The 26,990-nt window shown below is 38.4% G+C and carries 25 protein-coding genes; 8 read left to right on the forward strand and 17 right to left on the reverse strand.

The window, feature by feature from the left end; all coding sequences use genetic code 11:
- The first annotated feature begins 121 nt into the window (after positions 1-121).
- Positions 122-1,507 (forward strand): wax ester/triacylglycerol synthase family O-acyltransferase, encoded by a 1,386-nt coding sequence (locus tag ACIF8R_RS12960; protein WP_396481164.1) that lies wholly within the window; start codon positions 122-124, stop codon positions 1,505-1,507.
- A 27-nt stretch (positions 1,508-1,534) separates the two neighbouring features.
- On the opposite strand, the gene ACIF8R_RS12965 is transcribed toward ACIF8R_RS12960, so the two are convergent.
- The 6 genes from ACIF8R_RS12965 to ACIF8R_RS12990 all read right to left on the reverse strand — a co-directional run bounded on the left by ACIF8R_RS12965 (position 1,535) and on the right by ACIF8R_RS12990 (position 6,358).
- The gene (locus tag ACIF8R_RS12965; RefSeq protein ID WP_002116397.1) at positions 1,535-1,708 is read right to left on the reverse strand and encodes a PA1571 family protein; all 174 of its coding nucleotides are present in this window, start codon (positions 1,706-1,708) and stop codon (positions 1,535-1,537) included.
- Between the two features lie 141 nt (positions 1,709-1,849).
- Entirely contained in the window at positions 1,850-3,304 is a 1,455-nt protein-coding gene (gene rng / locus ACIF8R_RS12970; RefSeq protein ID WP_396481166.1) for a ribonuclease G, read from the reverse strand.
- 113 nt (positions 3,305-3,417) lie between these two features.
- The gene (locus tag ACIF8R_RS12975; RefSeq protein ID WP_396481168.1) at positions 3,418-3,978 is read right to left on the reverse strand and encodes a Maf-like protein; all 561 of its coding nucleotides are present in this window, start codon (positions 3,976-3,978) and stop codon (positions 3,418-3,420) included.
- Positions 3,966-4,457 (reverse strand): rod shape-determining protein MreD, encoded by a 492-nt coding sequence (mreD, locus tag ACIF8R_RS12980; RefSeq protein WP_002051447.1) that lies wholly within the window; start codon positions 4,455-4,457, stop codon positions 3,966-3,968. Before mreD ends, ACIF8R_RS12975 begins: the two co-directional genes overlap by 13 nt.
- Positions 4,444-5,301: a rod shape-determining protein MreC gene (mreC, locus tag ACIF8R_RS12985; RefSeq protein WP_002051136.1), complete on the reverse strand. Its 858-nt coding sequence runs from the start codon at positions 5,299-5,301 to the stop codon at positions 4,444-4,446. Before mreC ends, mreD begins: the two co-directional genes overlap by 14 nt.
- A gap of 16 nt (positions 5,302-5,317) precedes the next feature.
- Positions 5,318-6,358 (reverse strand): rod shape-determining protein, encoded by a 1,041-nt coding sequence (locus ACIF8R_RS12990; RefSeq protein ID WP_000601379.1) that lies wholly within the window; start codon positions 6,356-6,358, stop codon positions 5,318-5,320.
- 133 nt (positions 6,359-6,491) lie between these two features.
- Here ACIF8R_RS12990 and gatC point away from each other — a divergent pair, with 133 nt between their 5' ends.
- From gatC to gatB, 3 genes are read left to right on the forward strand one after another with little or no spacing between them, the layout of a single operon-like run.
- Entirely contained in the window at positions 6,492-6,806 is a 315-nt protein-coding gene (gene gatC, locus ACIF8R_RS12995) for an Asp-tRNA(Asn)/Glu-tRNA(Gln) amidotransferase subunit GatC (RefSeq protein ID WP_000107699.1), read from the forward strand.
- Positions 6,807-6,859: 53 nt separating this feature from the next.
- Positions 6,860-8,338: an Asp-tRNA(Asn)/Glu-tRNA(Gln) amidotransferase subunit GatA gene (gene gatA, locus ACIF8R_RS13000; RefSeq protein WP_396481171.1), complete on the forward strand. Its 1,479-nt coding sequence runs from the start codon at positions 6,860-6,862 to the stop codon at positions 8,336-8,338.
- Positions 8,338-9,807 (forward strand): Asp-tRNA(Asn)/Glu-tRNA(Gln) amidotransferase subunit GatB, encoded by a 1,470-nt coding sequence (gatB, locus tag ACIF8R_RS13005; protein ID WP_000796643.1) that lies wholly within the window; start codon positions 8,338-8,340, stop codon positions 9,805-9,807. The genes gatA and gatB overlap by 1 nt, the downstream gene beginning before the upstream one ends.
- Positions 9,808-9,835: 28 nt before the next feature.
- Here the strand turns inward: gatB and ACIF8R_RS13010 are convergent, their stop codons facing one another.
- Positions 9,836-10,846 carry a hypothetical protein gene (locus ACIF8R_RS13010; RefSeq protein ID WP_065709411.1) on the reverse strand — a complete coding sequence of 337 codons (1,011 nt, stop codon included), beginning with the start codon at positions 10,844-10,846 and terminating at the stop codon, positions 9,836-9,838.
- Positions 10,843-12,243, reverse strand: a complete 1,401-nt coding sequence (locus tag ACIF8R_RS13015; RefSeq protein ID WP_032059026.1) for an AAA family ATPase — start codon at positions 12,241-12,243, stop codon at positions 10,843-10,845. Before ACIF8R_RS13015 ends, ACIF8R_RS13010 begins: the two co-directional genes overlap by 4 nt.
- Before the next feature lie 586 nt (positions 12,244-12,829).
- Between ACIF8R_RS13015 and ACIF8R_RS13020 the strand changes: the two genes are divergently transcribed.
- Positions 12,830-13,408, forward strand: coding sequence for a DJ-1/PfpI family protein (locus ACIF8R_RS13020; protein WP_396481174.1), 579 nt, complete (start codon positions 12,830-12,832; stop codon positions 13,406-13,408).
- Between the two features lie 79 nt (positions 13,409-13,487).
- On the opposite strand, the gene ACIF8R_RS13025 is transcribed toward ACIF8R_RS13020, so the two are convergent.
- Together ACIF8R_RS13025 and ACIF8R_RS13030 are read right to left on the reverse strand one after the other, a co-directional pair.
- A complete protein-coding gene (locus ACIF8R_RS13025) occupies positions 13,488-14,006 on the reverse strand; it encodes a hypothetical protein (RefSeq protein ID WP_004705802.1) in 519 nt (172 codons plus the stop codon).
- Positions 14,007-14,089: 83 nt separating this feature from the next.
- Positions 14,090-15,157 (reverse strand): DUF1176 domain-containing protein, encoded by a 1,068-nt coding sequence (locus tag ACIF8R_RS13030; protein WP_263614496.1) that lies wholly within the window; start codon positions 15,155-15,157, stop codon positions 14,090-14,092.
- Between the two features lie 126 nt (positions 15,158-15,283).
- On the opposite strand from ACIF8R_RS13030, the gene ACIF8R_RS13035 reads away from it, so the two are divergent.
- The gene (locus tag ACIF8R_RS13035) at positions 15,284-16,033 is read left to right on the forward strand and encodes a DUF4850 domain-containing protein (RefSeq protein WP_396481176.1); all 750 of its coding nucleotides are present in this window, start codon (positions 15,284-15,286) and stop codon (positions 16,031-16,033) included.
- Positions 16,034-16,075: 42 nt separating this feature from the next.
- Here the strand turns inward: ACIF8R_RS13035 and sbmA are convergent, their stop codons facing one another.
- From sbmA to ACIF8R_RS13065, 6 genes are all read right to left on the reverse strand, one after another.
- Positions 16,076-17,272 carry a peptide antibiotic transporter SbmA gene (sbmA, locus tag ACIF8R_RS13040; protein ID WP_191107470.1) on the reverse strand — a complete coding sequence of 399 codons (1,197 nt, stop codon included), beginning with the start codon at positions 17,270-17,272 and terminating at the stop codon, positions 16,076-16,078.
- A 235-nt stretch (positions 17,273-17,507) separates the two neighbouring features.
- Positions 17,508-18,743, reverse strand: coding sequence for a threonine ammonia-lyase (locus tag ACIF8R_RS13045; protein WP_087606030.1), 1,236 nt, complete (start codon positions 18,741-18,743; stop codon positions 17,508-17,510).
- Between the two features lie 195 nt (positions 18,744-18,938).
- A complete protein-coding gene (locus ACIF8R_RS13050) occupies positions 18,939-19,910 on the reverse strand; it encodes a patatin-like phospholipase family protein (protein WP_311070031.1) in 972 nt (323 codons plus the stop codon).
- A gap of 166 nt (positions 19,911-20,076) precedes the next feature.
- Positions 20,077-21,552, reverse strand: coding sequence for a sodium:alanine symporter family protein (locus ACIF8R_RS13055; protein ID WP_263614501.1), 1,476 nt, complete (start codon positions 21,550-21,552; stop codon positions 20,077-20,079).
- A 99-nt stretch (positions 21,553-21,651) separates the two neighbouring features.
- Positions 21,652-21,792: a hypothetical protein gene (locus tag ACIF8R_RS13060; RefSeq protein WP_263614921.1), complete on the reverse strand. Its 141-nt coding sequence runs from the start codon at positions 21,790-21,792 to the stop codon at positions 21,652-21,654.
- 184 nt (positions 21,793-21,976) lie between these two features.
- The gene (locus ACIF8R_RS13065; RefSeq protein ID WP_263614502.1) at positions 21,977-22,180 is read right to left on the reverse strand and encodes a hypothetical protein; all 204 of its coding nucleotides are present in this window, start codon (positions 22,178-22,180) and stop codon (positions 21,977-21,979) included.
- A 510-nt stretch (positions 22,181-22,690) separates the two neighbouring features.
- On the opposite strand from ACIF8R_RS13065, the gene ACIF8R_RS13070 reads away from it, so the two are divergent.
- A complete protein-coding gene (locus tag ACIF8R_RS13070; protein WP_396481179.1) occupies positions 22,691-23,395 on the forward strand; it encodes a nitroreductase in 705 nt (234 codons plus the stop codon).
- Between the two features lie 27 nt (positions 23,396-23,422).
- Here ACIF8R_RS13070 and ACIF8R_RS13075 read toward each other — a convergent pair whose 3' ends face one another.
- Entirely contained in the window at positions 23,423-24,637 is a 1,215-nt protein-coding gene (locus tag ACIF8R_RS13075; RefSeq protein ID WP_396481181.1) for a multidrug effflux MFS transporter, read from the reverse strand.
- A gap of 127 nt (positions 24,638-24,764) precedes the next feature.
- Between ACIF8R_RS13075 and yccS the strand changes: the two genes are divergently transcribed.
- Positions 24,765-26,939 (forward strand): YccS family putative transporter, encoded by a 2,175-nt coding sequence (yccS, locus tag ACIF8R_RS13080; protein ID WP_396481183.1) that lies wholly within the window; start codon positions 24,765-24,767, stop codon positions 26,937-26,939.
- The last annotated feature ends 51 nt before the right edge of the window (positions 26,940-26,990 follow it).

Below are 26,990 nucleotides of genomic sequence, written 5' to 3' on the forward strand. Positions count from 1 at the left end.
CTCGTACACAAAGTCATATTTAATCTGTAATAAACGCTATATACTAAATTTTACGGTTCTATAATTCTAATAAGAGCTCAGTTAAGGGCTTCTTAGAAAAAAGCATGAGGCACAACGAGTTATGCGTCCATTACACCCTATTGATTTTATTTTTCTATCACTAGAAAAACGACAACAACCGATGCATGTTGGCGGATTGTTTTTATTTGAAATTCCTGAAAATGCCCCTGAAACTTTTGTTCGTGATTTAGTAGAAGAAATTCGCCAATCAAAAAGTATTCCTGTCCCGCCCTTTAATAACCGCTTGAATGGCTTATTTTGGGATGAAGATGAAGAGTTCGATATCGATCACCATTTCCGTCATATTGCCCTGCCTCACCCTGGTCGCATCCGTGAATTACTGGTGTATATTTCGCAGCAACACAGCTCTTTAATTGACCGAGCAAAACCGCTTTGGACGTGCGACATTATTGAAGGAATCGAAGGTAATCGTTTCGCGATGTACTTTAAGATTCATCATGCCATGGTAGATGGCGTTGCGGGTATGCGTTTAATTGAAAAGTCTCTATCTAAGACCCCACAAGAAAAACATGTAGTTCCCCTTTGGTGTGTAGAAAGTAAAAGAACAAAACGCTTAAAAGTACCAAAGCCGAGTACCAGTAAAATCAAAAGTATTTTAGGAGGCATCAAGTCACAGCTTGAAGTTACTCCGAAAGTCATGCATGAGTTAGCACAAACCATTTTTAAAGAAATGGGGAAAAATCCTGACTACGTTTCGACTTTTCAAGCTCCAGTTTCAATTTTAAATCAGCGTGTAAGCGCTTCACGTCGTTTTGCAGCCCAATCTTTCGAGTTAAGTCGCCTTAGAAAGATTTCTAAAGCGCTTGGTGTGACTATCAATGACGTCGTACTTGCTGTGTGTTCAGGTGCCCTACGTGAATACCTGATTAGCCATAACAGCTTGCCTAAAAAGCCTCTTATTGCGATGGTGCCCGCTTCACTACGCACAGATGATTCTGACATGAGTAACCGCATTACGATGATTCTAGCGAATTTGGGGACCCATAAAGACCAACCTCTAGAACGACTCGAAATTATTCGTCGTAGTATGCAAAATTCAAAGCAACGCTTTAGCCGCATGACTGCAAACGAGATTTTAAACTATAGCGCTGTGGTTTACGGTCCAGCAGGTCTAAACATCATGTCTGGGATGCTTCCTAAGCGTCAGGCATTCAATTTGGTCATTTCCAATGTACCAGGCCCACGTGAGCCACTTTATTGGAATGGTGCGAAATTAGATGCGCTCTACCCTGCTTCTATTGTCATGGATGGACAAGCACTCAATATTACGATGACGAGCTATTTAGATAAGCTTGAGGTAGGTTTAACAGCATGTCGAAATGCTTTACCTAAAATGCAAAACCTTTTAACTCATCTTGAAGATGAGATTCAACGTTTTGAAGAAATTATTGAAGAGAAACATCTGAAACATCATTCAGCGAGTTAAAAAATTAAGGGGCTTTGAATTGGCCCCTTATTTTTTGATTGTGCGGCACTGGTTAAGCAACTGATGACATACTGAGCGAATCATTGCAGTTGTGATCGGTACTTCTTTACCTTGGTCATTCAACATATAGCAGCTATTTACTGGCGTGCTTTCTAAAACATGTTTAAGACCGTTGCTAATTAAGTTTTCACTTACATTCATGGGTTATACCTCTTATTGTTTGCTAAGACGTTTTAAATGGGGAGAACGTCTAGGGCTACTGTACGTAAGTAGTATTTAAAATTCATGAATGAAAGTAAAATTTCAGTTGTAACAAGGATTAAGCGATATCTTGTTACAACTTTAACTTAAAATGATATCGTATTGCTCTTGCGTATATAAATTTTCGACCTGAAATTTAATAACTCTGTTGATAAAGTGCTCTAAATCAGCCACTGCAGGGGCTTCTGCAGTTAATAATCGGTCAATCACAGAAGGATGTGCAACAACAGTAAAGCCACTCGTTGACTCAAATGCACGCGTATATCGTAATATCTCTCGAAATATTTCGTAACACACTGTCTCCGCTGTTTTGACAAAACCACGCCCCTGACACGTTGGGCACGACTCACATAACAAGTGTTCTAACGATTCACGTGTACGTTTACGTGTCATTTCGACTAAGCCAAGTTCAGACACTTGTGTGATTTTGGTTTTGGCATGATCACGTTCAAGCATTTTTTCAAATTGGCGCATCACCTCTTCACGGTGAATCACTTCTTGCATGTCAATAAAATCAATAATGATAATACCACCTAGATTTCGCAATCTAAGCTGACGTGCAATGACTTGAGTCGCTTCCATATTGGTCTTAAAAACAGTGTCTTCAAGACTACGACCACCGACATAAGAGCCTGTATTGACATCAATCGTAGTCATAGCCTCAGTCTGGTCAATCATTAAATAACCACCAGACTTTAAAGCAACACGTGTTTGTAGCGCTTTTTGAATATCTTCTTCGACGTTGTAGAGATCAAATAACGGGCGCTCACCTGGGTAATGAATCAGGCGACTTTGCATATTCGGAACAAATTCATCTACAAACTCACGTAGTTTGCCGTGAATCTCTCTCGAATCGACATAAATCTTTGCAGTTTCTTCACTGGCCAAATCACGAATAATTCGTTGTGGGAGTGGTAATTCTTCAAAAATTAAAGAAGGAACTGCGACATCAACTTGTTTACGCTGAATATATTCCCATAGCTTACTGAGATAACACATATCTTGAGCAATCTCAGCATCATCTACACCTTCTGCAGCAGTACGAACAATCACACTACCAGGTAGATTATGCTCTGCCTGAATACCTTCTATGATATTACGTAAGCGCTCACGCTCTTCTTCAGATTCGATACGCTGTGAAACACCAATATGGTTACCATATGGCATAAGAACTAAATAGCGAGAAGGAATTGAAAGATCTGTACTCAGGCGAGCGCCTTTCGTACCAAGCATATCTTTCATAACCTGAACGGTTAAAATTTGCCCCGGATGAAGTAATTCAAAAACATTAGGTGTTGGCTGTGAACGAGGCCAAACCATATCATTAATATGCAAAAAGGCTGTTCTAGATAAGCCGATATCAACAAAAGCTGCTTGCATGCCTGGAAGCACACGGACAACTTTACCTTTGTAGATATTGCCGACAAGTCCTCGTTTCACTGTACGTTCAACATACAGCTCATTAACAGTTCCATTTTCGATTAATGCCACCCGACACTCCATAGGTGTGACATTAATAAGTAGTTCTTCTGACATACATAAACTCAAAGCATTATAAAATTTTTATTAAAGAGTCAGAGGGACTGTTAATGTAGCTTTGTCCACTATTCATCGACAATGCAATTCAATCAAGAATTATCAACAACCCCTTATGTCTTCACTCTTTTGAATAACTGTGAAAATTCGTACAAAGGAAGCCCTACCACATTACTATAACTTCCTTGAATTTTGGGAATATATTGCGAAGCAATTCCTTGAATTGCATATGCACCGGCCTTCCCTACAGGTTCTCCTGTGGCCCAATAGTCTTCCATATCTTGCGTAGTCATTGATGCAAACTCAACTTGTGTTTGCACCACTTCACTCAAGATTTGCTGCTGTGTCGCAATACAAATTCCGGAAAACACATCATGCCAACGGCCAGATAATAGTTTCCAAATTTCAAAAGCATGCTGTTTTGAGTCAGGTTTACCAATAATCTGACCATCAAGCCCAAGACTTGTATCGGCAGCAATAACAATTGAATCTGGAAAAATATTTAATACGGCTTGAGCTTTTTCTTTTGCCAAACGCTCAACATATTGATGAACCAGCTCACCGTCATGAACAGATTCATCAATATCAGGGCTATAAACTTCAAAATTTAAGCCCAGCTGTTGTAAAAGCTCTCTGCGACGCGGAGAACTGGAAGCTAAAATTAAATGCGCCATTTTGCTAAACAATAGTAAACAACAGGCCAAGTTAAGATGCTTGTTATTAACGGTTGCCAATGACGAGCAATCGAGAAATGAATGCCCCCCATCGTTTGGGTTACCCACATAAATGCCAAGTGCGCAATAATCACTAAAATGGCAATCGTCCATAAATTAACGAAAGTTAAAATCCGACGTTCACGTATTAAAAAGCGGGTAACAAAGGTAACAATAACAAAACTTAAGGCATTTAAGCCCAAAGGTGCATCGAGCAAAAGGTCTGTAAAAATTCCCATGCCAAATGCAAACCACACCCCACACCATGTTGGTTGGCAAACGACCCAAAACAACATGATCATAAGCATGAACAATGGACGCCAGCCAGAAATATCGTAGGAAAGCGGGTAAACCATGAGCACAGAACCCACGATAACGGAAAGAATAATTCCCCATAGTGGATCTTTACGCTTCTCACGTTTCAATTTAGCGATCGGCATAGGGTTGCTCCTTCGCTAATGAGTCAGAGAAAAGCACAACCACGTGATGTCCTGTTGCAAGTTGAGCAGCTGGAGTAATATCAATTTCAGCAAATTCACCTGAATTATGGCGACGGATTTTAGCAACCGTACCCACTGCATAGCCTGCTGGGAAATGCTCACCTAAGCCTGAACTTAATACTTTATCACCGACCTGAATATTTGCACTGGTTGGAACATATTCCATTTTCAAACGACCTAAATCGCCAGTTCCCGAAACAATCGCACGCATACCTGTACGCTCTAAACGAACAGAGAGTGAATGCTCTTTGTCAGAAAGTAACATCACACGTGAACTATGAGGATATACATTAATGATTTGCCCCATAATCCCTTTATCATCCAGAACCGTTTGACCAACCTTAAGGTGATCCATTGAACCACGGTTAATAATGATAATGTGACGTAGCGGATCGGCATCTGTTCCAATTACTTCAGCAATTTCCATACGACCATCAATAATTAATGGTGTATCAAGTAAGCCGCGTAATCGGGTATTTTCAGCAGACAGTTCTGACAGCTTCTGCAAACGAACCTGAGCCTGCAACAGCTCGGCCTGCATTGCAGTGTTTTCACGGCGCAGTTGTGTTTCAGATTTAGTTTGTTGATTCAGCCATTCTCTCGACAGTACCGGATAGCTTGCAAGCGCATAAATTGGATTATATGCAGCGTACAAGACATCCCTTGCTGGCTGAATTACATAAGGCATGCGCCAATCAAAGAACAGCACAACCAAGCATGTAATGACCGCAATAATGAACGAGCGGAAAGATGGCGGCTGTCTTGAAAAAATATTCGGTTGCACCGCCTAATCCTTAAACTTAACCGACGAAAAGCATGTCATGGTTCGGGTTGTCGAAGAATTCTAATACTTTACCACCACCACGGGTCACACAAGTAAGAGGATCTTCAGCAACAACAACTGGTAAACCAGTTTCTTGCGCTAATAATTTGTCGAGGTTACGAAGTAACGCACCACCACCTGTCAACACAATACCACGCTCAGCAATATCAGAAGAAAGTTCAGGAGGAGTTTGTTCAAGAGCAGATTTCACCGCGCTTACAATGCTTTGTAACGGATCAGAAATCGCTTGAGTAATTTCATCAGAAGTGACAGTAATTGCACGAGGTACACCTTCTGCAAGGTTACGACCACGTACTTCAATTTCTAATGTCGTACCATCAGAAACAGCCATACCTACTTCTTTTTTAATGATTTCTGCTGTGGTTTCACCAATTACGCAACCGTGAGCTTTACGAACATAGTTAATGATTTGCTCATCAAATACATCGCCACCAATACGTAAAGAGTCGGCATAGACACAACCTTGCAATGAAATAATTGCAATTTCAGTTGTACCACCACCAACATCCACAACCATAGAACCACATGCTTGTTCAACTGGCATACCAGCACCAATTGCAGCAGCCATTGGCTCTTCAATTAAGCGCACATCACGGGCACCCGCATTAAATACGGCTTCACGAATTGCACGGCGCTCGACCAAAGTTGATTTACATGGTACACATACAACTACACGAGGTGCTGGTGGGAACAAACGTTTTTCGTGAACTTTACCAATGAACTGATTCAGCATGGTTTCAGTCACTTCAAAGTCTGCAATTACACCGTCTTTCATTGGACGAATTGCAGAAATATTTGCAGGCGTACGGCCTAACATTTGTTTCGCATCCAGCCCTACAGCAGCAACAATTTTTTGTGAACCACTGTGACGAATTGCCACAACTGTTGGTTCATTTAATATAATGCCGCGGCCTGGTGCATAAATAAGTGTATTTGCTGTACCTAAATCAATGGCTAGATCCGGCGAAAACAAGCCAATTAGTCGTTTTAGAATCACGGTTCGTTCTCAGTTAAACTTTCATGTGGATGCAAGGTGGCAACTTTAAACTAAATGTGATGATTTGAACAAGTCAATCGCTTATTATAACGCACGATATTTTGAAAATTTTTAATACTGATTAGGTGATGTTATGTCTACATCGGATGCACAGCATTCAGCAGATTTAAATGCACAAACAGTTTCAGCAATCGCCAATCTTGCTCGATTGTCGCTCAATGATACGCAATCTGCTGAATATGCTCAAAGTCTAAATAAAATTTTAGGCATGATGGAAACCTTAAAAGGCATTGATACGGAAGGCGTAGAACCTTTGAAGAGTCCTTTTGACAATCCTCAACCTTTACGTGCTGATGTGGTAACGGAAAGCAATCATCGAGATGAATACCAAGCTGTTGCACCTGCAACTCAAGATGGTTTGTATCTTGTTCCTCGCGTGATTGAATAACTTTTAGTCAATTAATCCATCTTCCCAATTTTGAATGTAAAGAAATTTTACTCATGACTGATTTACATCGCTTATCAATTCGTGAACTTGCTGAAGGCTTAAGCCAAGCGAAGTTTTCATCTCGCGAATTGACTGAACACTATTTAAAACGTATTGCTAAAATTGACCCACTGGTAAAAAGCTACGTGACGGTTACTCCTGAGCAAGCGCTTGCTGAAGCCGACGCAGCCGATGCAGCTTTAAAAGCGGGTAATGCAACCGCTTTAACGGGTATTCCACTTGCTCATAAAGATATCTTTTGTACCAAAGGCATTAAAACCACTGCGGGTTCAAAAATATTAGACAACTTCATTTCTCCTTACGATGCAACTGTTGTTGAAAAAACTAAAGCAGCTGGTCTTGTCACTTTAGGTAAAGTGAACATGGATGAGTTTGCGATGGGTTCAACTTCTGAAAGCTCGTATGTTGGCGCAACAAGTAACCCATGGGCGCTTGACCACGTTCCTGGTGGTTCATCAGGTGGTTCTGCTGCGGCTGTAGCAGCTGATTTAGCACCATTCGCTACAGGTACTGACACAGGTGGGTCAATTCGCCAACCTGCTTCTTTCTGTGGCTTAACAGGCTTAAAACCAACCTATGGTCGTGTATCTCGCTTCGGGATCATTGCTTATGCATCATCTTTAGATCAAGCAGGTCCAATGGCACGCTCTGCTGAAGACTGTGCTTACCTGATGAATGTAATCGCAGGTCACGATGCAAAAGACTCAACTTCGGTTAAAAAAGAAGTTGATGACTACGTTGTAAACTTGAATAACACATCTGTAAAAGGTTTACGTATTGGTATTCCTAAACAGTACTTTAACGTTGCAGGCTTAGATGCTGACGTAAAAGCACGTGTTGAAGAGTCTTTGAAAAAGCTTGAAGAAATGGGTGCAACACTTGTTGAGATTGACCTCAACATGACTGAAGCTTACGTACCAACGTATTACCTCATCGCGCCAGCAGAAGCTTCTTCTAACTTGTCTCGTTACGATGGCGTTCGTTACGGCTACCGCTGTGAAAACCCAGCAGACTTGATGGATCTTTACAAACGCTCTCGTTCAGAAGGTTTCGGTCCAGAAGTGCAACGTCGTATTTTGATTGGTACATACGCGCTTTCTGCGGGTTATTACGATGCTTACTATGTAAAAGCACAAAAAGTACGTCGTTTAATTCAACAAGACTTCTTAAAAGCATTTGAAAATGTAGATGTGATTGCTGCTCCTGCTGCGCCAACAACTGCATATAAAATTGGTGCGAACTTAAGCCCAACAGAAATGTATTTAGGCGATATTTATACACTTGCAGTGAACTTGGCAGGCTTACCAGCGATTAATGCTCCTGTTGGTTTTGATAAAGACAGCTTACCTGTAGGCTTACAATTAATTGGTAACTACTGGTCAGAATCACAATTGTTGTCGATTGTTCATCAATACCAACAAAACACCGATTTCCATACTCAACGTGCGGCAATTGCTGAGGAGAATGCATAATGGCTGAAGCTCAAAAGTTGAAATTGATTGACGGTTGGGAAGTCGTTATTGGTATCGAGATTCACACTCAGCTTGCAACCAATTCTAAAATTTTCTCAGGTTCATCGACTGAATTTGGTCAAGACCCAAATACACAAGCGAGCCTTGTAGACTTGGCGATGCCAGGTGTACTCCCTGTTTTGAATGAAAAAGTAGTTGATCTTGCAATTCGCTTTGGTTTGGGTATCGATGCCTACATCGACCAAGCTTCTGTATTTGCACGTAAAAACTACTTCTACCCTGACTCACCAAAAGGCTATCAAATTAGCCAAATGGATAACCCGATTGTGGGCTTGGGTCACATCGACATTCAACTTGAAGATGGTACGACTAAACGTATTGGTGTAACTCGTGCTCACCTTGAAGAAGATGCGGGTAAATCTGTACATGACCAATTTGAAGGCATGTCTGGCATTGACTTAAACCGTGCCGGTACTCCTTTGCTTGAAATCGTTTCTGAACCGGACATGCGCTCGGTTGAAGAAGCTGTTGCTTATATTAAAGCGATTCACACACTAGTACGTTGGTTAGGTATTTCTGACGGTAACATGGCAGAAGGTTCATTCCGTGCCGACTGTAACGTGTCTTTACGTCGCCCTGGTCAACCGTTTGGTACACGCTGTGAGCTTAAAAACCTCAACTCATTCCGTTTCATTGAGCAAGCGATCAATGTTGAAATTGAACGCCAAATGGAAATTTTAGAATACGGCGGAAGTATCGACCAAGAAACACGTTTGTTCGATCCAAACAAAATGGAAACGCGCTCTATGCGTTCTAAAGAAGAAGCGAACGATTACCGCTACTTCCCAGATCCAGATTTGTTACCAGTGATTATTGCAGATGAGCAAATCGAAGCGGCTCGTGCTGCACTCCCAGAGCTTCCTGCTGCTCGCCGTGCACGCTTTATTGCAGACTTTGGTGTAACTGAGTACGATGCTCACGTACTTACGCTCTCACGCGAAATGGCAGACTTCTATGAGGCTGTTGTAGCTGCTGCTGGCGGTGCGAAGCAAGGTAAAGTATCGGCAAACTGGGTAATGGGCGAATTCTCAGGTGCTTTAAACAAAGCGGGCTTAGACTTAGCAGACTCTCCTGTTTCTGCTGAACAACTTGGCGGCATGATTGCACGTATTGTTGACAACACCATTAGCGGTAAAATTGCTAAACAAGTCTTTGGCTTTATGTGGGAATCGGAAGGTAAATCTGCCGACGACATTATTGCGGAAAAAGGCTTAAAGCAAGAAACCGACACAGGTGCAATTGAAGCGATCATTAAAGAAGTGCTTGCAGCCAATGAAAAAATGGTTGAAGAGTACAAGTCTGGTAAAGAGAAAGCCTTTAACGGTCTTGTTGGTCAAGTCATGAAAGCTTCTAAGGGTAAAGCTAACCCTGCTCAAGTAAATGAATTAATGAAAAAATTGATTGGTTAAACTAATCTATTTTTTAGAAAAACCCGCTTTAGAGCGGGTTTTCTTTTGAAATAACAAGTGAACATTCATTTCTTTGTATCTGATTTAAAGAAATATCATGGAAATATTTTTGATAATCCACTTGAGTTCTACTTTTGCAGTTGAAAGTCATAAATCTTTCTACATTAGATGGACCTAATGCATCTACCATCCCAGCCCCAAATTCCAGATAATGATAACTTGTTCTGACTATTCGATCATGAAAAATATTAGAAAACTGTCTATCATCTCTCATAATAATTTTCAGCTCTGAAAAGCACTCATAATATTTTGAATTAGCCGATAAGATATCTTTTAAAAGTTGTTTAACATTTTCTTGAGTTAAGTCCTTATTACTAGACACAATTAGAAAATTATTAATATACAAGTCATTATCAGACAAATATTTAAATACCTTTTTTAAGGCAGTTGTGCCTATTGTAGGATCATATGCAGAACTGAAATCATTTTTAAATAGATATCTATCAACAATTGTTAATTCTTTCGTATATTTAAAAATATTTTTCAATCTATTAAAGATTTGCTGATTATTTTCCCTATAATCAATTTGTTTAATAGAGTAAATTCTTGACCATTCAAAATTTTTTGAGCGCTTAATATACTGATAATCCAATATTTCACTATCGTTATTCAATGTGGAAATATCAATATTCTCATTGATTAATTGATAATTTTCCGAGCTTAACAATAATGTTTCAGCATAATTAAAAACCTCTAACAACTTTTCCAAATCATTATTACTTAAAGAAAAGTCAGAAACAATATCTTTATCAATAATATATTTTGGAAAATATGTGAGTGCTGTTGTCCACCGCTTTTGATATTTTACTGGAAAATCTTGTTTTATCTTTTTTGTCAATTCTAATATTTGAGTTTTATCAGAAAACAATAAAATACCAAAACGCTCCCAATCTTCAATTAAAGCATCACTAATTAAAAGATTATTCTTAAAATTTGGACAATTAAAAATTTCCTTATCAAAAATAAATGGTGTAATCACAGATGATTATCCTCTAAAGGATTTCCACCAAACATTTCATCAAGTCTTTCTTCAAAGAATCCATTCGGCCAACTAACCTTAAAATCACCATCTTCATCTAAAGGAATAGTAATTGTTCTTACCCCATATTCAGTAGGATCAACATAAATAATAGATATATCTTGAGGATTAATAATTTTATGGCGAACAAGCCTTTGAAATCTAAGCAACAATGCCTCACTATGAGTCTCAATAATCCACTGATTAGCTTGTGAAGACTTAATATCTTTAGCAAAAAAATTAGCTAAATTAGCTTGTAATTTCGGATGAAGGTGAATTTCGGGTTGTTCGATACAAATAGAAGCTTTTTCTTTTACTAAACCTTCAATAATAATTGGTAAAACTTGTCCAATTCCAAAACCGACATCAACTAATGTAGTAGTAACATCATTATTAGTATTCCTTAATACAATTGATGCAGTGTCACCAATAATTGCATTTTGTAATTTTGGTACATTTATTTCATAATTAATACCAAAGCTATGAAGAACCTCATTTACTCCTTTTACATATTTATCATCAAGTGTTAAAAAGGATAAAAAATTCTCCCCATTTTGCCCCACACTACTATTAACTAAACCATCTAACTGATAAACCCTTTTCGGATGTGGCCTTAATGGACCAATATATGAGATATTATTTAATAAAGTAAAAAGTTTTCGATCACCCATATTCAAATAACGACTAATTCCATCAACTACACCATTTTGATAATAGTGTACAAATCTCTTGATTTCATCATCTTGCAACAAATTACTTGCATCAGCTTCCGATCTACTAATTCGTAAAGGTAGTAAGTTATTTTTTCTTGAAAAACTTATTTTTTTTACATGCTTTTCAATATCTTCATCTGTTGTAGGTCTTTTATTTTCCAACAATTCATTAATGTCTTGCAAAAACTTACTTGACTTTATAATTTTTTTTATTATTTTTTTATCAAAATTAATACCATATATACTTACTCCTTCTTTCGTAATTTTTTTAGGTTTAAAAGATATATTATAATAAAGATCATTCAATGATTTTAAATGTGTTTCATCTAAGTAAGAAATATTATAATCTTTATTGTATGAGTACTTAAATGAATACTCAAAATTATCCACATCAATTTTAAATTTAATATTTTTCTCACCGTCATGTTTATTTACAACTGAAAGATAACTACCCAATTCAAAATACTTATTATTACTTTTTAAAGAGTTTGAACTTAATAAACTTTCCTTAAGGACTAGTAAGGACTGAATAATCGATGATTTACCAGATGAGTTTGGCCCATAAATTAATGTAATTGGTGCAAATTCTAAATCTGTTTTTTCTGAAAAAACTTTAAAATTTTCTATTGAATAATTTGTAATCATTATAAATCCACCTCATTTATATTGTATAAAATTATAACTGAAAATCAAATTATTAGAAACATTAACAAATTTAATTTTTTTAAATTTTTCATAAAAAACAAAAAACAAATCTACTTTTAACTTTTAAAATACTCTCTTGTGTATGCTCAATATTTAAACAGACTTCAAAATACCAATTTAAAATAAATCATAAGTTTTAATTAAATAAAAGTGAAGACTATTGCTCTATCAGCACTCCCAACTGATTCTAAAACTCTGATGTTAAAAATGTAATCACTAATTTCTTTCAGTTAATATAACGTAATACGCTCTTATAACTGCTGGATCTTTAGCAATCTTTTCACCAACACTTTGGTCTAACTGTTAGAAAGTGCCCAACTGTCCTCATGCCGTCACACCCAAATAAAAATTAATCATTTGATTTTATTACTTAAATGATAATTTTCCGATCAATCGAGGCTTTTTTATATCTCTTACGAAGCACCCTTCGACGAAAGAATGCACTTTTTGCTAAAAAACATACTTTCATTGTGCTAATTTAAATTAAGAATTTAGATAACTTATATTTAAAGAAGAGGGATAAATCATGTCTAAAAAGATTTTAATGTTGGTCGGTGACTATGCCGAAGATTATGAAACTATGGTTCCTTTTCAGTTCTTAACTGGTTTAGGTTATACCGTGCATGCTGTTTGCCCAAATAAAAAGAATGGCGATCATATTGCAACTGCGATTCATGATTTTGAAGGCGAGCAAACTTATAGCGAAAAACGTGGCCACAACTTCGCGATTAACTATGATTTTAATGCCGTTAATACCGAAGACTATGTAGGTCTAGTTATTCCGGGTGGTCGTGCACCAGAGTATTTACGCATGAATGAACGTGTTGTCGAAATTGTACGTGAATTCGATAGAGTTAAAAAACCAATTGCAGCTGTATGTCACGGTGCTCAGTTACTCGCTGCAGCAGACATTTTAAAAGGCCGCCTCTGCTCAGCTTATCCAGCATGTGCTGTCGAAGTAAAACTCGCAGGTGGTCAATACGCAGACCTAGCTGTAACTGATGCTGTTACAGATGGACATTTAGTAACTGCACCAGCTTGGCCTGCACATCCAGCTTGGTTAGCACAGTTTGTGAAAGTTTTAGGTGCTAAAATTACTATCTAAATAGATCTATTCATCCCAATTAAAATAAAACCTGCTATTTAATAGCAGGTTTTATTACTAAGGTAGAAAACTAGATTTTTTATCTTGTAATTCCCAGCTTATTCCAAATTTCTGGTGTTAAAAACGTTGTCACCAATTTGTTTAGGTCAATATAGCGCAGTGTGCCCTGCAACTGCTGTTTAACGGCTGGGTCTTTAACAATATCTTCACCAGCACTTTGACCTAACTGTTGGAAAGCTTCACCAACTGCCTTCACGCCTTCTGCCTTAATCACAGCTTTAGTTTGGGTAGAACATTGCTCCACAATCACCCGTTGTAAAACCTGAGCCAGTTTTTGATCTAACTGATCTTTTTGCTCAGGCGTTACATTACTAAATGCTTTTAGATCGGGATGAGCTGCTAAAGCCGTAAATGTCCACTGAAGCACTGTAGTTTTATCTGAAGCTGTTGTCGCTTTAACAAGACAATCACTGAGCTGATCGACCGTTGGACCCGCCATTGCAATTTGTGTTGTGCCTAGTACAGCCGCCGCCACACATATTGAACGACTCAGATGTGAAAACTTATGGCGAGCAATAGCGTAAAGATGACGTGACATAGGTCTAGCTCCAATAAACAATCTGTTCTTTTTATCACAGAGTCACCAAAGTTACCTGTTATGACTCTGTAACTGTAAAATACTTACTTTACGACTGATTCAATACGATCAAGCTCCCACACCCCACCTGCGGCCAAGCCTTTGCACATACCCGTCCACATATCCTTAGTATGCACAAAACTCTTGCCATCCCAGACCCATTCTTCACTTGCCCAACAATCTCCAATACCTCGTCCCTTTTGAGAACTGCTGATCATACCGCTATCGAAATCTGAAGCGGACTCGGTCACAAACGTTGCCTTACCATTTAAAGACTCATCGAGTACCCAAGCTCCATACCCTTCGTTATAAGCCCCTCTCCAACACAATGTAGTCGCCAGAACTTTTTGATTGGTTAATTTATATAGGTCAATTTCTTGTGGTTCAGCTCCATCACTATTACCGCCATAAACGCCTTCACAAAAGCCGTCTTCTTTCGGATTCGGTTTAGCTGCCATCAGGCTACGGTATATTGTTTGGTACTGTTTATTTTTTGGCTGTAAAGTTAAGTAAGGTTTAGTTGCCGTTTTAATACGTTTTACAACTAGTTTTGGTTCAGGCATCAGCACTTGATTTTCATTGGCACTGCCCTTTTTGACTAAAGCACCAACGGTCCCAATACGCTTCTGAAAATCATCCATTTTTAATAACACAGCAGTCATACCAGCATCAGAAATTTTCCATTCATGTTGCGCATTTTTAAATACAATTTCAGTTTTCTGTTTAGACTGCTGCAGTACAGCATTGGCTTGTGAACTAGTTAATTTACCCATAATTGGCAGCTCAGTACCATCTACAGCCACAAGCCCTAAGTCTTTGCCATTGATATAAAAATGGATATTTTTAAGCTGATTTGCAGGCATGCTTTGTTCATAGTCAGACAAAGCAAACTCAACTTGCACAGGTTGTTTTGGCCCTGCTTTACGCGTTATTAAAATTGAAGCTGGATTATCACCATTGTCTTCATTTTGATAGCCAGCAGCCTTACAAGTACCCGTATTACTACAATAGATTTCCCACTCTTGATGAGAAAATGAAATGCCTTTAATATCTTGAGCAAAACTATAAGAACTTATTGCTGCTAAACAGCAAATTGAAAGTATATTTTTCATTTTTCCATATCTCTATAAATCTGTTTTTATTATGAAATTAAAAACAGTTTTCAATTTTGAACTACCTTATAGTTTAAAAGAATATGTTAGATTTATATAAGATTTTAAATTGATTACTTTCTAAAAATGAAAAAATTAAATTTTTTATTATGCACGGCATTGGTAAGTCTCACTTCAACTGCTTATGCAGAAGTAAAAAGCTTTACTCCTCTTTTTCCAAAGTTTGATAGCTCTGATGCAACCCGCAAAGCAGATAATCAGTTCTACAAGCTTGGAGAAGCAAATTTTTTAAACGGCGTTACAGTCCCTTTTTATGGCGTTACTGCACAAAACCCAATGGAGGATGGTTTACTTAAAGATTTTGAAAAATGCACACCTAAAAGCTGCAATTTTAATTTTAAACTCGATACTCAACATGCTAAGCAACTCAAGCTTCTCGCATTACCTGAAATAGGATTAGTACTGGTTCCACGTAACTGGCAAGATGTAGAAGCAAATGCAGGTGCGAATGGAACTGGTTTTGCTTTAGCAATGAGTCCAGATCAAAAACAAGCGATAGAGCTTTATGACTCTTCTTTTTGCGTTGGGTGTGGATTACCAAATGCAACGCTTTATTTTCCTGAACTGTTAAAAGAAAGTGTTGAAGATGATTTTGGCGGATTCAAAGACCCAAAAAAACTCATTAACATCGTTCATCCCTCAAAAAAAGTGGCTTTTTTTAGTTATCAAATTCCACAAGTGAACAATAAAACGCATGGTATTGCCAAATATTATGATGAGGACACGTTCAACTACAAAGAGATTCAAGTCACCTTAGATAAATCTCAGCAATCATTAGTTGGTCCTATTCTTAATTTTTATAATGCAACTCATTAAATATTTGTACCTATAAAAAAACCCGCTTTCGCGGGTTTTCATTTATTTATGCAATATCGATTCAAAAGCTTTTAAACGCTTGTAAATCGAAAGTAACTCAATAATGGTTTTCCATGAACTAATTAAATATTGGAATGATTCACGAACCTTATCAAATACACCACCAATTTGGTTAATTAAGCCTAACGTCATCTTCCCGCTCGCAATTGCAGGGAATAAGACCACTAGACTATATAAAATGTCTAATTGCTTATACCAAGTTGCTACCAAGTTAAAGTAAGCATAATGAAAATAGAGACGGAAATAGTTTGTACGGACTCGACTGAAAAGCTCTTTTAAAGTAGCTGGTTTTGCACGGTCGATATGATCTTCACCATAAACCAATTCTTTACGATAAGCTGCTTCTACTTTTTGATTGTTAAATTGTAGACCAGGTAATTTAATACCAACCACCATTAATAAAATGGTACCGAAAGCAGCCCATACAATTGCAGCCCATACTAGAGAATGTTCTAATTCACCAACAATTGGTAAAACAGGAACGTGTTTAGAGAGCTGAAATAAAATAGGTAAAAATGCAATTAAAATCATCACAGCTTTTACCAGTTCAACACCTAAGTCTTCCATAATAGTCGCGAAACGCATGGTGTCTTCTTGTACACGCTGCGAAGCACCTTCAATATGGCGAAGCTTTTCCCAATGTTCCGTATAGTATTCATTCATTGCCGTACGCCAACGAAATACATAGTGACTTGTAAAAAAAGCATTAATAACAGCTAAGGTTACAGCGACCATTGCAATATAAAGAAAAACTAGAGTTTCACTGTATAGTGCAGAGAGATCTCCACCTCCATCAGAAAGCATTTTTTGAATTAAGTCCCAAAACGGTACATACCATGCATTAATGGCAACACTGACCTGAACACCAAACCAGATGTTAAATAGAATAAAAGCAGAACCCCAAATGGACCATCTTTGCCAAGGATTATTGGAAACAATTTTCCAAAAACCAGCAAACAATGCTGTAGAGACTAAAAACCAGACATAAAACCATAAGAAAGTTGGAGACCAAAAACGGCTAACACCAACAGGTAATTGAGCTTGATGATAGCCTTGAGCAAAGCCGATAAAAGTTCCCCAAGTGTTTCCACCTGTGTACCAGAGCACCATATTTAGTGCGATCCAAATAACCGCCGATATAAAAAAATATCGTGGTGACGGAAAAAACGATTTGAACATTGAGTGTTGTTATCCCTATATTTCTTCAAATTTGCAATGAAGAGAATACTAAAACCTAAACCTTAAAATTGTGAAGGGCAAAGTTTAGAGAATTGTCAGTTTTTCCCATTTCATTGAAGGATTTGATCGTTTTTTTGTAAATTCATCCTTTTTGCAATTTAATCCATTTAAATTGCTTTGTATATGACTCCCTTAAGAGCCATATACGGCTTTTATATCATAGCGATATCTGTGTTTAAATCTCTTCTTTACGAACAATATAGCCTTCGAGCTGCATAGCCTGAATTAAAGGTTCAAGATCTGGAGCACTTTTTAACTCGACATCAACACTGACCGCACTTTCTTTAGCACGGCTTGTTGCTGCAAAGCGTTCATGGCGCAGTTCATAAATATTACCGCCTTGCTCTGCAATAATCGCGGTTAAACGCGCTAAGGCACCTGGATTATCTGGTAATTCAACACGAATACGAACCATACGTCCTGTACGCGTTAAATGACGCTGCAATACGGAAACCATCACTCGTGTATCAATATTACCCCCAGATAAAACAACCCCGACTTTATGACCTAAAAATAGATCTGGTCGAGACATAATTGCAGCGATACCTGTCGCCCCTGCTCCTTCGCACACTGTTTTCTCAATGTTAAGTAACAGCGCAATCGCTTCTTCAATCATGTCTTCAGTGACAACAACAATGTCATCAACATATTCTTTAGCGACTTGAGTCGTCAGCTCACCCGGAGTTTTAACCGCAATACCTTCAGCTACTGTTGAGCCCAATGAAACCGCAATTTGATAGTTACAAAGCAATTTCGCCATGCTTGGGTAAACCACCGATTGAACCCCGATGACCTTAATTTTAGGATTTATCGATTTTGCTGCAATCGCAATACCGGAAATGAGACCACCACCACCAATAGGTACTACCAATATGTCCAAGTCAGGTACGGCACCTAGCATTTCAAGCGCGATAGTACCTTGACCAGCAATAATTTCAGCATCGTCAAAAGGATGAATAATGGTTAATGATTCTTCTTGAGCAACACGGTGCATTTCAGCAGCAGCTTCAGAAAAGTCTTGTCCATGCAAAATAACGCGTGCGCCGTATTCACGTACTCGTTGTACCTTCACATTAGGAGTCGATTTAGGCATGACAATAGTGGCTGTTACGCCTGTGCGCTGAGCATGATAAGCAACCCCTTGTGCATGGTTACCCGCTGAAGCAGCGATTACACCATGTTGCTTTTCTTGTTCAGATAAACTCAAAAGTTTATTCAATGCGCCTCTTTCTTTAAAAGAAGCCGTAAATTGTAGATTTTCAAATTTCAGCCACATTTCTGCCCCTAGGGTTTTAGAAATGGTTTCTGAAAAAACAAAAGGTGTTTTAACCACTAAACCATCTAAACGCTCTGCAGCGGCATGTATATCTTCTAATGTTGGAAACTCATGTTTTACCTGTTGCTGAATCATCTAATTAATCGGCCTCAATATGTTACAAATCAATTATTTTTTTGAAAATAGCATGAATTTCTCATATCTGTCATGAGTAGTTTTCAGCATAGCTCCACTATACAAAAATTTTTGTCAGTACATACAAATCTTTTATTTTTCAACAGAAAAGCCCTTCTCGGGCTTTTATTTAATTTTCATATACTTGCTTATAATTTATTTTGACTGGGCACTTAAACCATCGGTAGAAAGATTCTGTTCAGCTATTTTTTCATCAATCGCAAACTGAATATCAGACAGTTTTGCATTTGCTGCATCTATACCGGCTCTCATCGTTGCTTCACGGCCTTTCACATCAAAAATATGGGCTTTTTCTCTTAAATCTGGTTGAATCACGACATCTGCATATTGAAGTTCTTCAGCAGCTAAACGCCCTTGCATAATATTAATATTCTGGTTAAAGAGCCCCCATACATTCGAGGTTTCCGTATAAATCGGTTGAGCCAAAATATCCACTGCAATAATAACATCAGCACCTAAGTCACGAGCTACTTCAACAGGTACCGGACTCACTAAACCGCCATCTACATATTCAGATTTACCAATTTTAGTGGGTATAAACATACTTGGAATTGAAGCAGATGCTCTAACAGCTTGCCCAGTATTGCCATAGTTAAATACAGTTTTTGTGCCATGCTTGAGCTCTGTTGCAACCACATACATCGGTATTTTCATTTTTTCGAGCGGCAAGTTATTTACTTGTTGGTTTACATAGTCTTCAACTTTTTTGCCATCAAAAAAACCTTTTAAACCGATACTAATGTCACGAACATCGGCCGCTTTCATTTTCAAGGCGGTATCGCGCAGTTCATCAGGTGTTTTTCCACTCGCATAAATTGCCCCAACAATACTGCCTGCACTAGTTCCAACAATAAAATCCGGACGAATACCATGCTGCTCTAAAACTTCAATCACGCCGATATGTGCATAACCTCGGGCGCCACCACTACCTAACACCAACGCAACAACTGGTTTTTTATGTTGTTTCTTGAGCTGGGCAAAAGGCTGATCAACAAAACGTGAGTATGCCTCTGCCGTTTGCGGTTTTAAGGCAGACAAGTGTGAGGTGGTCTGGCATCCTGCCAACACCATAGAAAGTCCGAGAACCCACAATTTAAGCTGTTTCATGGCCCATCTTTGCACTATGACGTTAATTTTCGAATTGCAATTTTAGTTGCTCGTTTTGTGAAAAGCTGTAGTGAATTTATTTAATTTGTCATGTTTAAATTTTATACTCAAGTGTTTTTATGCATCATAAAAAAAGCCCCTTATTGCTAAGGGGCTTTTTTGAAAATTACCAAATATCTGAATCGACTTTTTTCTTCAACTCTGGATATTTATTAATTTTAAATTCTGGTTCTTTAATACCTTGTTTTAATTGCTCACGGTAGTCTTTCAACAAAGTACGAGCTACAGGCGTTAAAAGTAAAATTGCGATTAAGTTAATAGTCGCCATGATACCCATAAACAAGTCAGCCATTGACCAAACGAGTGGCACACTACCAATTGCACCGAAGTACACCATCACCAATACAAAAATACGGAAGATGAACATAACTTTCGGGTTGTTATTAATGAACTGTACGTTACTTTCTGCATAAGCATAGTTACCTAATACAGCAGAATAACAGAACAAGAATAATAGAACTGCTAGGAAGTCAGATCCCCAGTGTCCAACTTGAGTCTCTAATGCACGTTGAGTTAATTCAACACCAACAAAGCCTGCGTCTTGGTATACACCAGAAACTAAAATAATGATTGCCGTACTTGTACATACAATAAATGTATCTACGAATACACCAAGCATTTGTACTAAACCTTGGTTTACAGGATGTTTTACATCAGACGCAGCAGCTGCGTTTGGTGCAGACCCCATACCTGCTTCGTTTGAGAACAAACCACGTTTAATACCTTGCATCATTGCCATTGATACGGCAGCACCAAAGAAACCACCTGCTGCAGCATTGAAATGGAAAGCTTCAGTTACAATAAGTTTTAACACATCAGGTAAAATCGCATAGTTGCTTAATGCAATATATAACGCAACAGATAGGTAAAGACCTGCTTTTAAAGGTACGAACATTTCTGCAAATTTAGCGATACGTTTAATACCACCAAAAATTGCCAACGCAACCATAACGACAAGCGCAAGACCAACCCAAGAGATTTCTAAATCAACGCCACCTAAATGAGCAATAAGATTGGCTTTGTCCCAACCCCATGCATGCGAAGATGCATTAGCAATCGCATTGATTTGTACTGAGTTAAATACAAAACCGTAAGTAAAGATTAATGCTAGTGCGAAAACCACACCAAAGGTTTTACTACGTAAACCTTGAGTAATATAGTAAGCCGGTCCACCACGGAATTGTTTGCTCTTGCTGTCTCGAACTTTAAATAGCTGAGCAAGTGTAGACTCAATAAAAGCCGAGCTCATACCAAGAACAGCTGTTACCCACATCCAGAACACTGCACCAGGACCACCAATTGCGATAGCGATTGCTACACCAGCAATGTTACCTACCCCAACACGGCTCGCAAGACCTGTTACAAATGCTTGGAAAGGTGTAAGGCCATGCTCATCTTCGCCTTCTGTACGACTGCTTTTCATGACACGAATACTTTGCAAGAACATGCGAATTTGCACTGCACCTGTTAAGACCGTATAAAAAATACCGACAGCCAGCAAGAAAATAACTAGGAAATCCCATAAAGGGTCATTAAAAAATTTTACCCACGACATCAATGTCGCATTGAGTTGTTCATTCATACTCGGTCCGCTTACGTTCTTGCTAATGTGCTATTAGCACAAGCCAAAATACTGCAATAAACAAAAAAGCCCCTAGCAATAGGGACTTTTTCAGTACATTTAAGAAAAAACTTTTAATGTCAATTGATTAGCAATTATCGTCACAAGTTTAAGCAACATGGTGCCCAGCACTAATCCTTTGAAGGTCGCATGAGAGAAAGCATCCTTCAAATAAAATGAATTCATCGCATCACTGAACATAACCCCATTTGGGTGAACAGTATGCATCGACTCGGCTACAAACTTGGAAACTAACAAATGACCACCGCTAAATCAGCTCGCTTAATGATTCCCATCAATTAATCGAGTTACAAAAAATCTGGATTTAAGCCAATAAGCATATTTACATATACTTTTGAGCGAATGTCTAAACTGCATATAAATTTCAAAGACTGTAACAAGCGATCGCTATGACGCGACTATCTGAGCCCCTTTCTTTGCAATGAAAGAAGAGTGCATTGAGATGTGTACCAAGCTGTTGTATTTTTTGTGGCTTAGTCGTTGCGTGAGTTAAGTTCATTTTCATGGTTGCAATGGTAATCGCCAATCCTTGTTTCATGAACTGCTTGTTGATGAGCGGTAAACTCATGTAAAGCTCCTTATACCTCGTGTATTTCTCCACTTCTGCATAAAATCCTTTTTGTAAAAGTATTTTATTATGCAGCTACTACTTTTTCCTAACGTGAGTATGGAGAAATCATACTTGCGTAAAAAATCGGTATTATGCAGAAATTTAAACTTTTGTGTATGTTTTTCATTAAAATTTTATATAAAAATTGGTCGAATTTTATACAAAATCATCCGTTTTGTACTGTTTTTAAACATATTATACCTTTTTTCTAGTTGAATATTTTTCGCTCATCCACTGTTATACTTTTATTTTTATAACTGACGAAGTCACACTATTTTGTCTATTAGAATAGAAAGTGGCATATTCGAATTATCATTGATTAGACATTATGTCTAAACGAATCGACTCATCATACATGTAAGGATATCTCTTTTCTAATATTTTTTGCTTATAAATGCATCAGTTTCAACATATGAAATTAGACTTCTATAAAGCAGTCAATATTAAAAGAAAAGATCAGGAGTACTTATGAATCTGGAACAAGTCCGCCTTGTTGACGAAGCCATTACCTCTCGACACTCTGTTCGTGCTTTTTTAAATACTCCAATTGAGTCCAAAGTCATTAAAGACATCTTAAAAGTCGCAAGTCGAGCACCTTCTGGAACCAATACTCAACCATGGAAAGTCTATGTAGTGACAGGGCAAAAACGTGATGAAATGGTAGAGCGCGTTTGTGCAGCACAAGTTGAGATTTCTAAAAATCCAGAACTTGCGGAACAATATAAAGAAACCTTTGCCTATTACCCTGAAAAATGGGTTTCACCCTTTATTGACCGTCGCCGCGAAAATGGTTGGGGACTTTATGGTCTACTAGAGATTAAAAAGGGTGAAAAAGAAAAAATGGCTGCACAGCAGTTACGTAATTTCAAACTGTTTGATGCACCAGTCGGGATTTTCTTTACAGTCAATAAAGCAATGGGAATTGGTTCAAAAATGGATATCGCCATGATGATTCAAAATGTCATGGTCGCTGCTAAAGCACGTGGTTTAGATACATGTCCACAGGCAGCTTGGAATCATTTCCACCCAATAGTTCTAGATATTTTGGGCGCAGCAGATGATGAAGAGCTGGTATGTGCAGTTGCATTAGGCCATGCCGATCCTGCACACATTGTAAATACATTTATTACACCTAGAGAACCTGTAGAGAATTTCGCTGTCTTTCTAAATTAAGAATTTCTGAAAACCCCTCTCTTAAAATTATGAGAGAGGTTTACTTTTTGCCTGTTGTGCTGCTTTTAAAACAAGGATGAAACCACTTAAAGTAAATAGTACCATCATCACTCCCATATTGAGTGATGCAGACCAAACTAGAAAGTTAAGCAGCACTCCCCCCAGCAAACCACAAGCAAATTGCATGCTTCCCATGATTGCACTGGCTGTTCCTGCTCGTGCGCCTTGCTTTGACATGGCAAGGGCCATGGCATTTGGTCCTGTTAAACCAATCCCTGAAATCGCTAAAAATAACCCGATCATTACAAACCATAAAGGTGCCGCAGGAATTAAACCAGCAATTAATACAATGCTTGCCCCCGTCACTTGTACCATTGAACCAGCTCTTAAACGTTTAGTGATTTCAACACGTGTTGTTAAGTGCTTGTTTAAAGATGACATCAACATAATGCCAAAAGCATTCAGTCCAAATACGTAAGCAAACTCTTGCTGATTTAGGCCATACTGGTCCATAAAAACAGCTGGAGCTGAACTGATATAGCAGAATAATGCAGCACCAGTTAAACACCCTGCGAACATAGGTAACCGGAAGCTCGCATCTTTGAAAATAGCACCATATAAGGTAACCACTTGATATAAAGATAACTTGAGCCTTTTATCAATTGCCAAAGTTTCTTTAAAAAAGAAATGTACGCATAACCAGCAGATTGCTCCAACAATTGAAAGTGCAATAAAAATCGCTTGCCACGGAAACCAGATTAAAATCCAAGCCCCAATCATTGGTGCCAAAATAGGTGCTAAACCCATCACGATCATCATGCTAGAAAAAGCTTGTGCCGAACCTTGAACATCTAACCGATCACGTATAGCAGCACGAGCCATAACGACACCCACACACCCACCTAAAGCCTGCAGAATACGGGCTGCTATCAGGCTCCATTCATTTGTAGCGAGCACGCAAAACAAGCTTGCAACTGCATACAACGCAAGCCCAAAATAAAGTGGTTTCTTTCTTCCAATACGGTCGCTTAAAGGCCCATATACCAATTGACCAATGGCTAAACCAAAAAAATAAGCAGGTAATGTGTTTGCCACCATTTGCGTACTCACCCCAAAATCATGGGCCATTTGAGGCAACGCTGGTAAGTACATATCAATGGATAATGGCCCTAAAGCCGTGAGTAAAGCGAGCAACATAATCCAGCCAATTGAATATTGACGCTGGGCTGTTTGTTCAGACATAACGATATTTCATTTTTCAATCATTTGCATACAGACAAGCTTACACTGTCTATCGTATGATTTGTGCAACATTGGTGTAGAAATACGCAAATCCTTTATCACTCAGGTTGATCAGCAAGGACTTCATTTGAAATCTTGGTTTAAACGCCTAAAAAGAGCGACTTATAACACATCATTTATGTATAACGTGCGGATGCTGATCGCCTTTTCAGGAACTGCATTCGTGCCTTATTTTCTAGGCCATCAACTAGCAACTATTCCTCTCACATTAGGTGTGGTCGCAGCTGGTTTAAGTGATATTGATGATCGCTTTTCAGTGCGTATCATGAATTTGATTTACACCTATATTGGTTTCTTCATTACCGCAGCTTCCGTACAATTACTTTTCCCTTATCCAATGCTTTTTGCGCTAGGACTAATCGCCTCTTGTATTGGTTGGATTTTACTAGGGTCATTAGGCCGCCGTTACGCAACAATCTCTTATGGATGTCTAGTTGTTTCGGTTTATACCATGCTCGGAGTCCATTTATTTGACCAGTGGTATATACAGCCAGCGCTTTTGGTCGCGGGTGCAGCATGGTACGGGCTTATTGCAACCATTAGCTTTTTATTATTTCCGGTTCGTCAGCTTCAAGACAAACTTGCCGCGTCTTATGCTTCACTAGGCGACTTTCTATTTGCTAAATCCAACCTGTTTGATGTTGATATGACTCCTGCGAGCTATCAGCAAAGCATGATTGATCTTTCATTAGAAAATGGCAAATTAATAACAATTTTTAATGATCTTAAAACCGCCCTTTTAACCCGTTTAAAAGGAGACCGTGGACAAAAAGGTACTCGCCGTAGCTTACATTATTACTTTGTTGCACAAGATATTCATGAACGTGCAGACTCTGCCCATATTGACTATCAAAAGTTAGCCAAAATTTTCCAGCACAGTGATATTTTATTTAGATTTCAGCGTATTTTGGCGATTCAGGGTAAAGCTTGCCAAGAGCTAAATGAATGCATTTTACAGCGCAAACCATATATCCATAACAAACGTTTTAAGCAGAGTTTTGAGAACTTGCGCTTATCTTTAGTAAAACTAAGAAATGATCAACAGTATGACTTATTGTGGGTAAATGCACTTTTTGCTTTATACCGAAATTTAAAGTCTATTGACTCACAATTACTCAACTTAGAAACGGAACAGCACATTCAGTCTGATAAAGTGAAACAGGCTGAAAACCAACTCAAAGATGATGATTTAAAGGGTTGGAATGATATTGTTATTCGAATTAAACAAAATCTAACACCTGAATCTGTGCTGTTTCGTCATGCCATTCGAGTATCGATTGTTCTGTTTATTGGATATGTATTTATTCAAACCACTCGAATCGAATATGGCTACTGGATTATGCTGACCGCACTATTTGTTAGCCAACCTAACTTTAACGCGACCAAACGTCGTTTACGTTTACGTATAGTTGGTACACTGGTCGGCATTATTGTCGGTCTTAGTGTGGTGTTTCTAGTCCCCTCTGTGGAAGGGCAATTAGTGATGCTGATCTTAAGCGGCGTACTATTTTTCGAGTTACGCAGTAAGCAATATGCCCAAGCAACCGCTTTCATTACAATTTTGGCATTAATTAACTTCAACTTAGATGGCTCGGCAGTCGCTGCGGCTATTCCTAGATTTGTTGATACATTAATTGGATGCGCTTTAGCATGGTTTGGTGTCACCTTTATTTGGCCTGACTGGAAGTTCCGCCGCCTACCGCGCAGTATTCGACGTTCCTTACAAGCACAATGTAATTATTTAGCGGAAGTGGTAAAGCAATACCATGAAGGACATAACCATGCGCTCAATTATCGTATTGTTCGCCGTGCCGCCCATAATACCGATGCTGAGGTCGCTTCACTAATTTCCACTTTAGCCACTGAGCCAGATTTTGACCCTACCCGTAAGTCAGATATATTTGAATTTCTATGTCTCAATCATACATTTTTAAGTTATATCGCAGCACTTGGAGCACATCGGGAAAAGATTCAAGATCAAGCGGTTCTTAAAGTTCTAGATCAAGCGTTAGACGACATACAAGGTGCGTTATTAAGAGATGAAATGCCTGATTTGACAGCACAAAATATGCTAAAAACGATACGTCAGCGTCTAAGCCAAAATGATGAAGATGACCAGAAATCACTCATTATTTTACAGCAGTTATCACTGATGCTGAGTGTTTTAAACCGATTTAGTATGTTGAAACAACGTCTAAGTCATGATCTTGATAATGATGCCAGCGAACTTGCTTCATTATAAAATTGACTCGGAATTTAGTATGAAATTGGCATAATATCCTTTCCTGACTTA

The organism is Acinetobacter sp. ABJ_C4_1 (assembly GCF_044538495.1).
Taxonomy (GTDB): domain Bacteria; phylum Pseudomonadota; class Gammaproteobacteria; order Pseudomonadales; family Moraxellaceae; genus Acinetobacter; species Acinetobacter nosocomialis_A.

Coding starts and splice junctions, on each gene's coding strand:
- ACIF8R_RS12960 (WP_396481164.1), top strand. CDS start 122: ATGCGTCCATTACACCCTATTGATTTTATTTTTCTATCACTAGAAAAA.
- ACIF8R_RS12965 (WP_002116397.1), bottom strand. CDS start 1,708: ATGAATGTAAGTGAAAACTTAATTAGCAACGGTCTTAAACATGTTTTA.
- rng (WP_396481166.1), bottom strand. CDS start 3,304: ATGTCAGAAGAACTACTTATTAATGTCACACCTATGGAGTGTCGGGTG.
- ACIF8R_RS12975 (WP_396481168.1), bottom strand. CDS start 3,978: ATGGCGCATTTAATTTTAGCTTCCAGTTCTCCGCGTCGCAGAGAGCTT.
- mreD (WP_002051447.1), bottom strand. CDS start 4,457: ATGCCGATCGCTAAATTGAAACGTGAGAAGCGTAAAGATCCACTATGG.
- gatC (WP_000107699.1), top strand. CDS start 6,492: ATGTCTACATCGGATGCACAGCATTCAGCAGATTTAAATGCACAAACA.
- gatA (WP_396481171.1), top strand. CDS start 6,860: ATGACTGATTTACATCGCTTATCAATTCGTGAACTTGCTGAAGGCTTA.
- gatB (WP_000796643.1), top strand. CDS start 8,338: ATGGCTGAAGCTCAAAAGTTGAAATTGATTGACGGTTGGGAAGTCGTT.
- ACIF8R_RS13015 (WP_032059026.1), bottom strand. CDS start 12,243: ATGATTACAAATTATTCAATAGAAAATTTTAAAGTTTTTTCAGAAAAA.
- ACIF8R_RS13020 (WP_396481174.1), top strand. CDS start 12,830: ATGTCTAAAAAGATTTTAATGTTGGTCGGTGACTATGCCGAAGATTAT.
- ACIF8R_RS13025 (WP_004705802.1), bottom strand. CDS start 14,006: ATGTCACGTCATCTTTACGCTATTGCTCGCCATAAGTTTTCACATCTG.
- ACIF8R_RS13030 (WP_263614496.1), bottom strand. CDS start 15,157: ATGAAAAATATACTTTCAATTTGCTGTTTAGCAGCAATAAGTTCTTAT.
- ACIF8R_RS13035 (WP_396481176.1), top strand. CDS start 15,284: ATGAAAAAATTAAATTTTTTATTATGCACGGCATTGGTAAGTCTCACT.
- sbmA (WP_191107470.1), bottom strand. CDS start 17,272: ATGTTCAAATCGTTTTTTCCGTCACCACGATATTTTTTTATATCGGCG.
- ACIF8R_RS13045 (WP_087606030.1), bottom strand. CDS start 18,743: ATGATTCAGCAACAGGTAAAACATGAGTTTCCAACATTAGAAGATATA.
- ACIF8R_RS13050 (WP_311070031.1), bottom strand. CDS start 19,910: ATGAAACAGCTTAAATTGTGGGTTCTCGGACTTTCTATGGTGTTGGCA.
- ACIF8R_RS13055 (WP_263614501.1), bottom strand. CDS start 21,552: ATGAATGAACAACTCAATGCGACATTGATGTCGTGGGTAAAATTTTTT.
- ACIF8R_RS13060 (WP_263614921.1), bottom strand. CDS start 21,792: ATGTTCAGTGATGCGATGAATTCATTTTATTTGAAGGATGCTTTCTCT.
- ACIF8R_RS13065 (WP_263614502.1), bottom strand. CDS start 22,180: ATGAGTTTACCGCTCATCAACAAGCAGTTCATGAAACAAGGATTGGCG.
- ACIF8R_RS13070 (WP_396481179.1), top strand. CDS start 22,691: ATGAATCTGGAACAAGTCCGCCTTGTTGACGAAGCCATTACCTCTCGA.
- ACIF8R_RS13075 (WP_396481181.1), bottom strand. CDS start 24,637: ATGTCTGAACAAACAGCCCAGCGTCAATATTCAATTGGCTGGATTATG.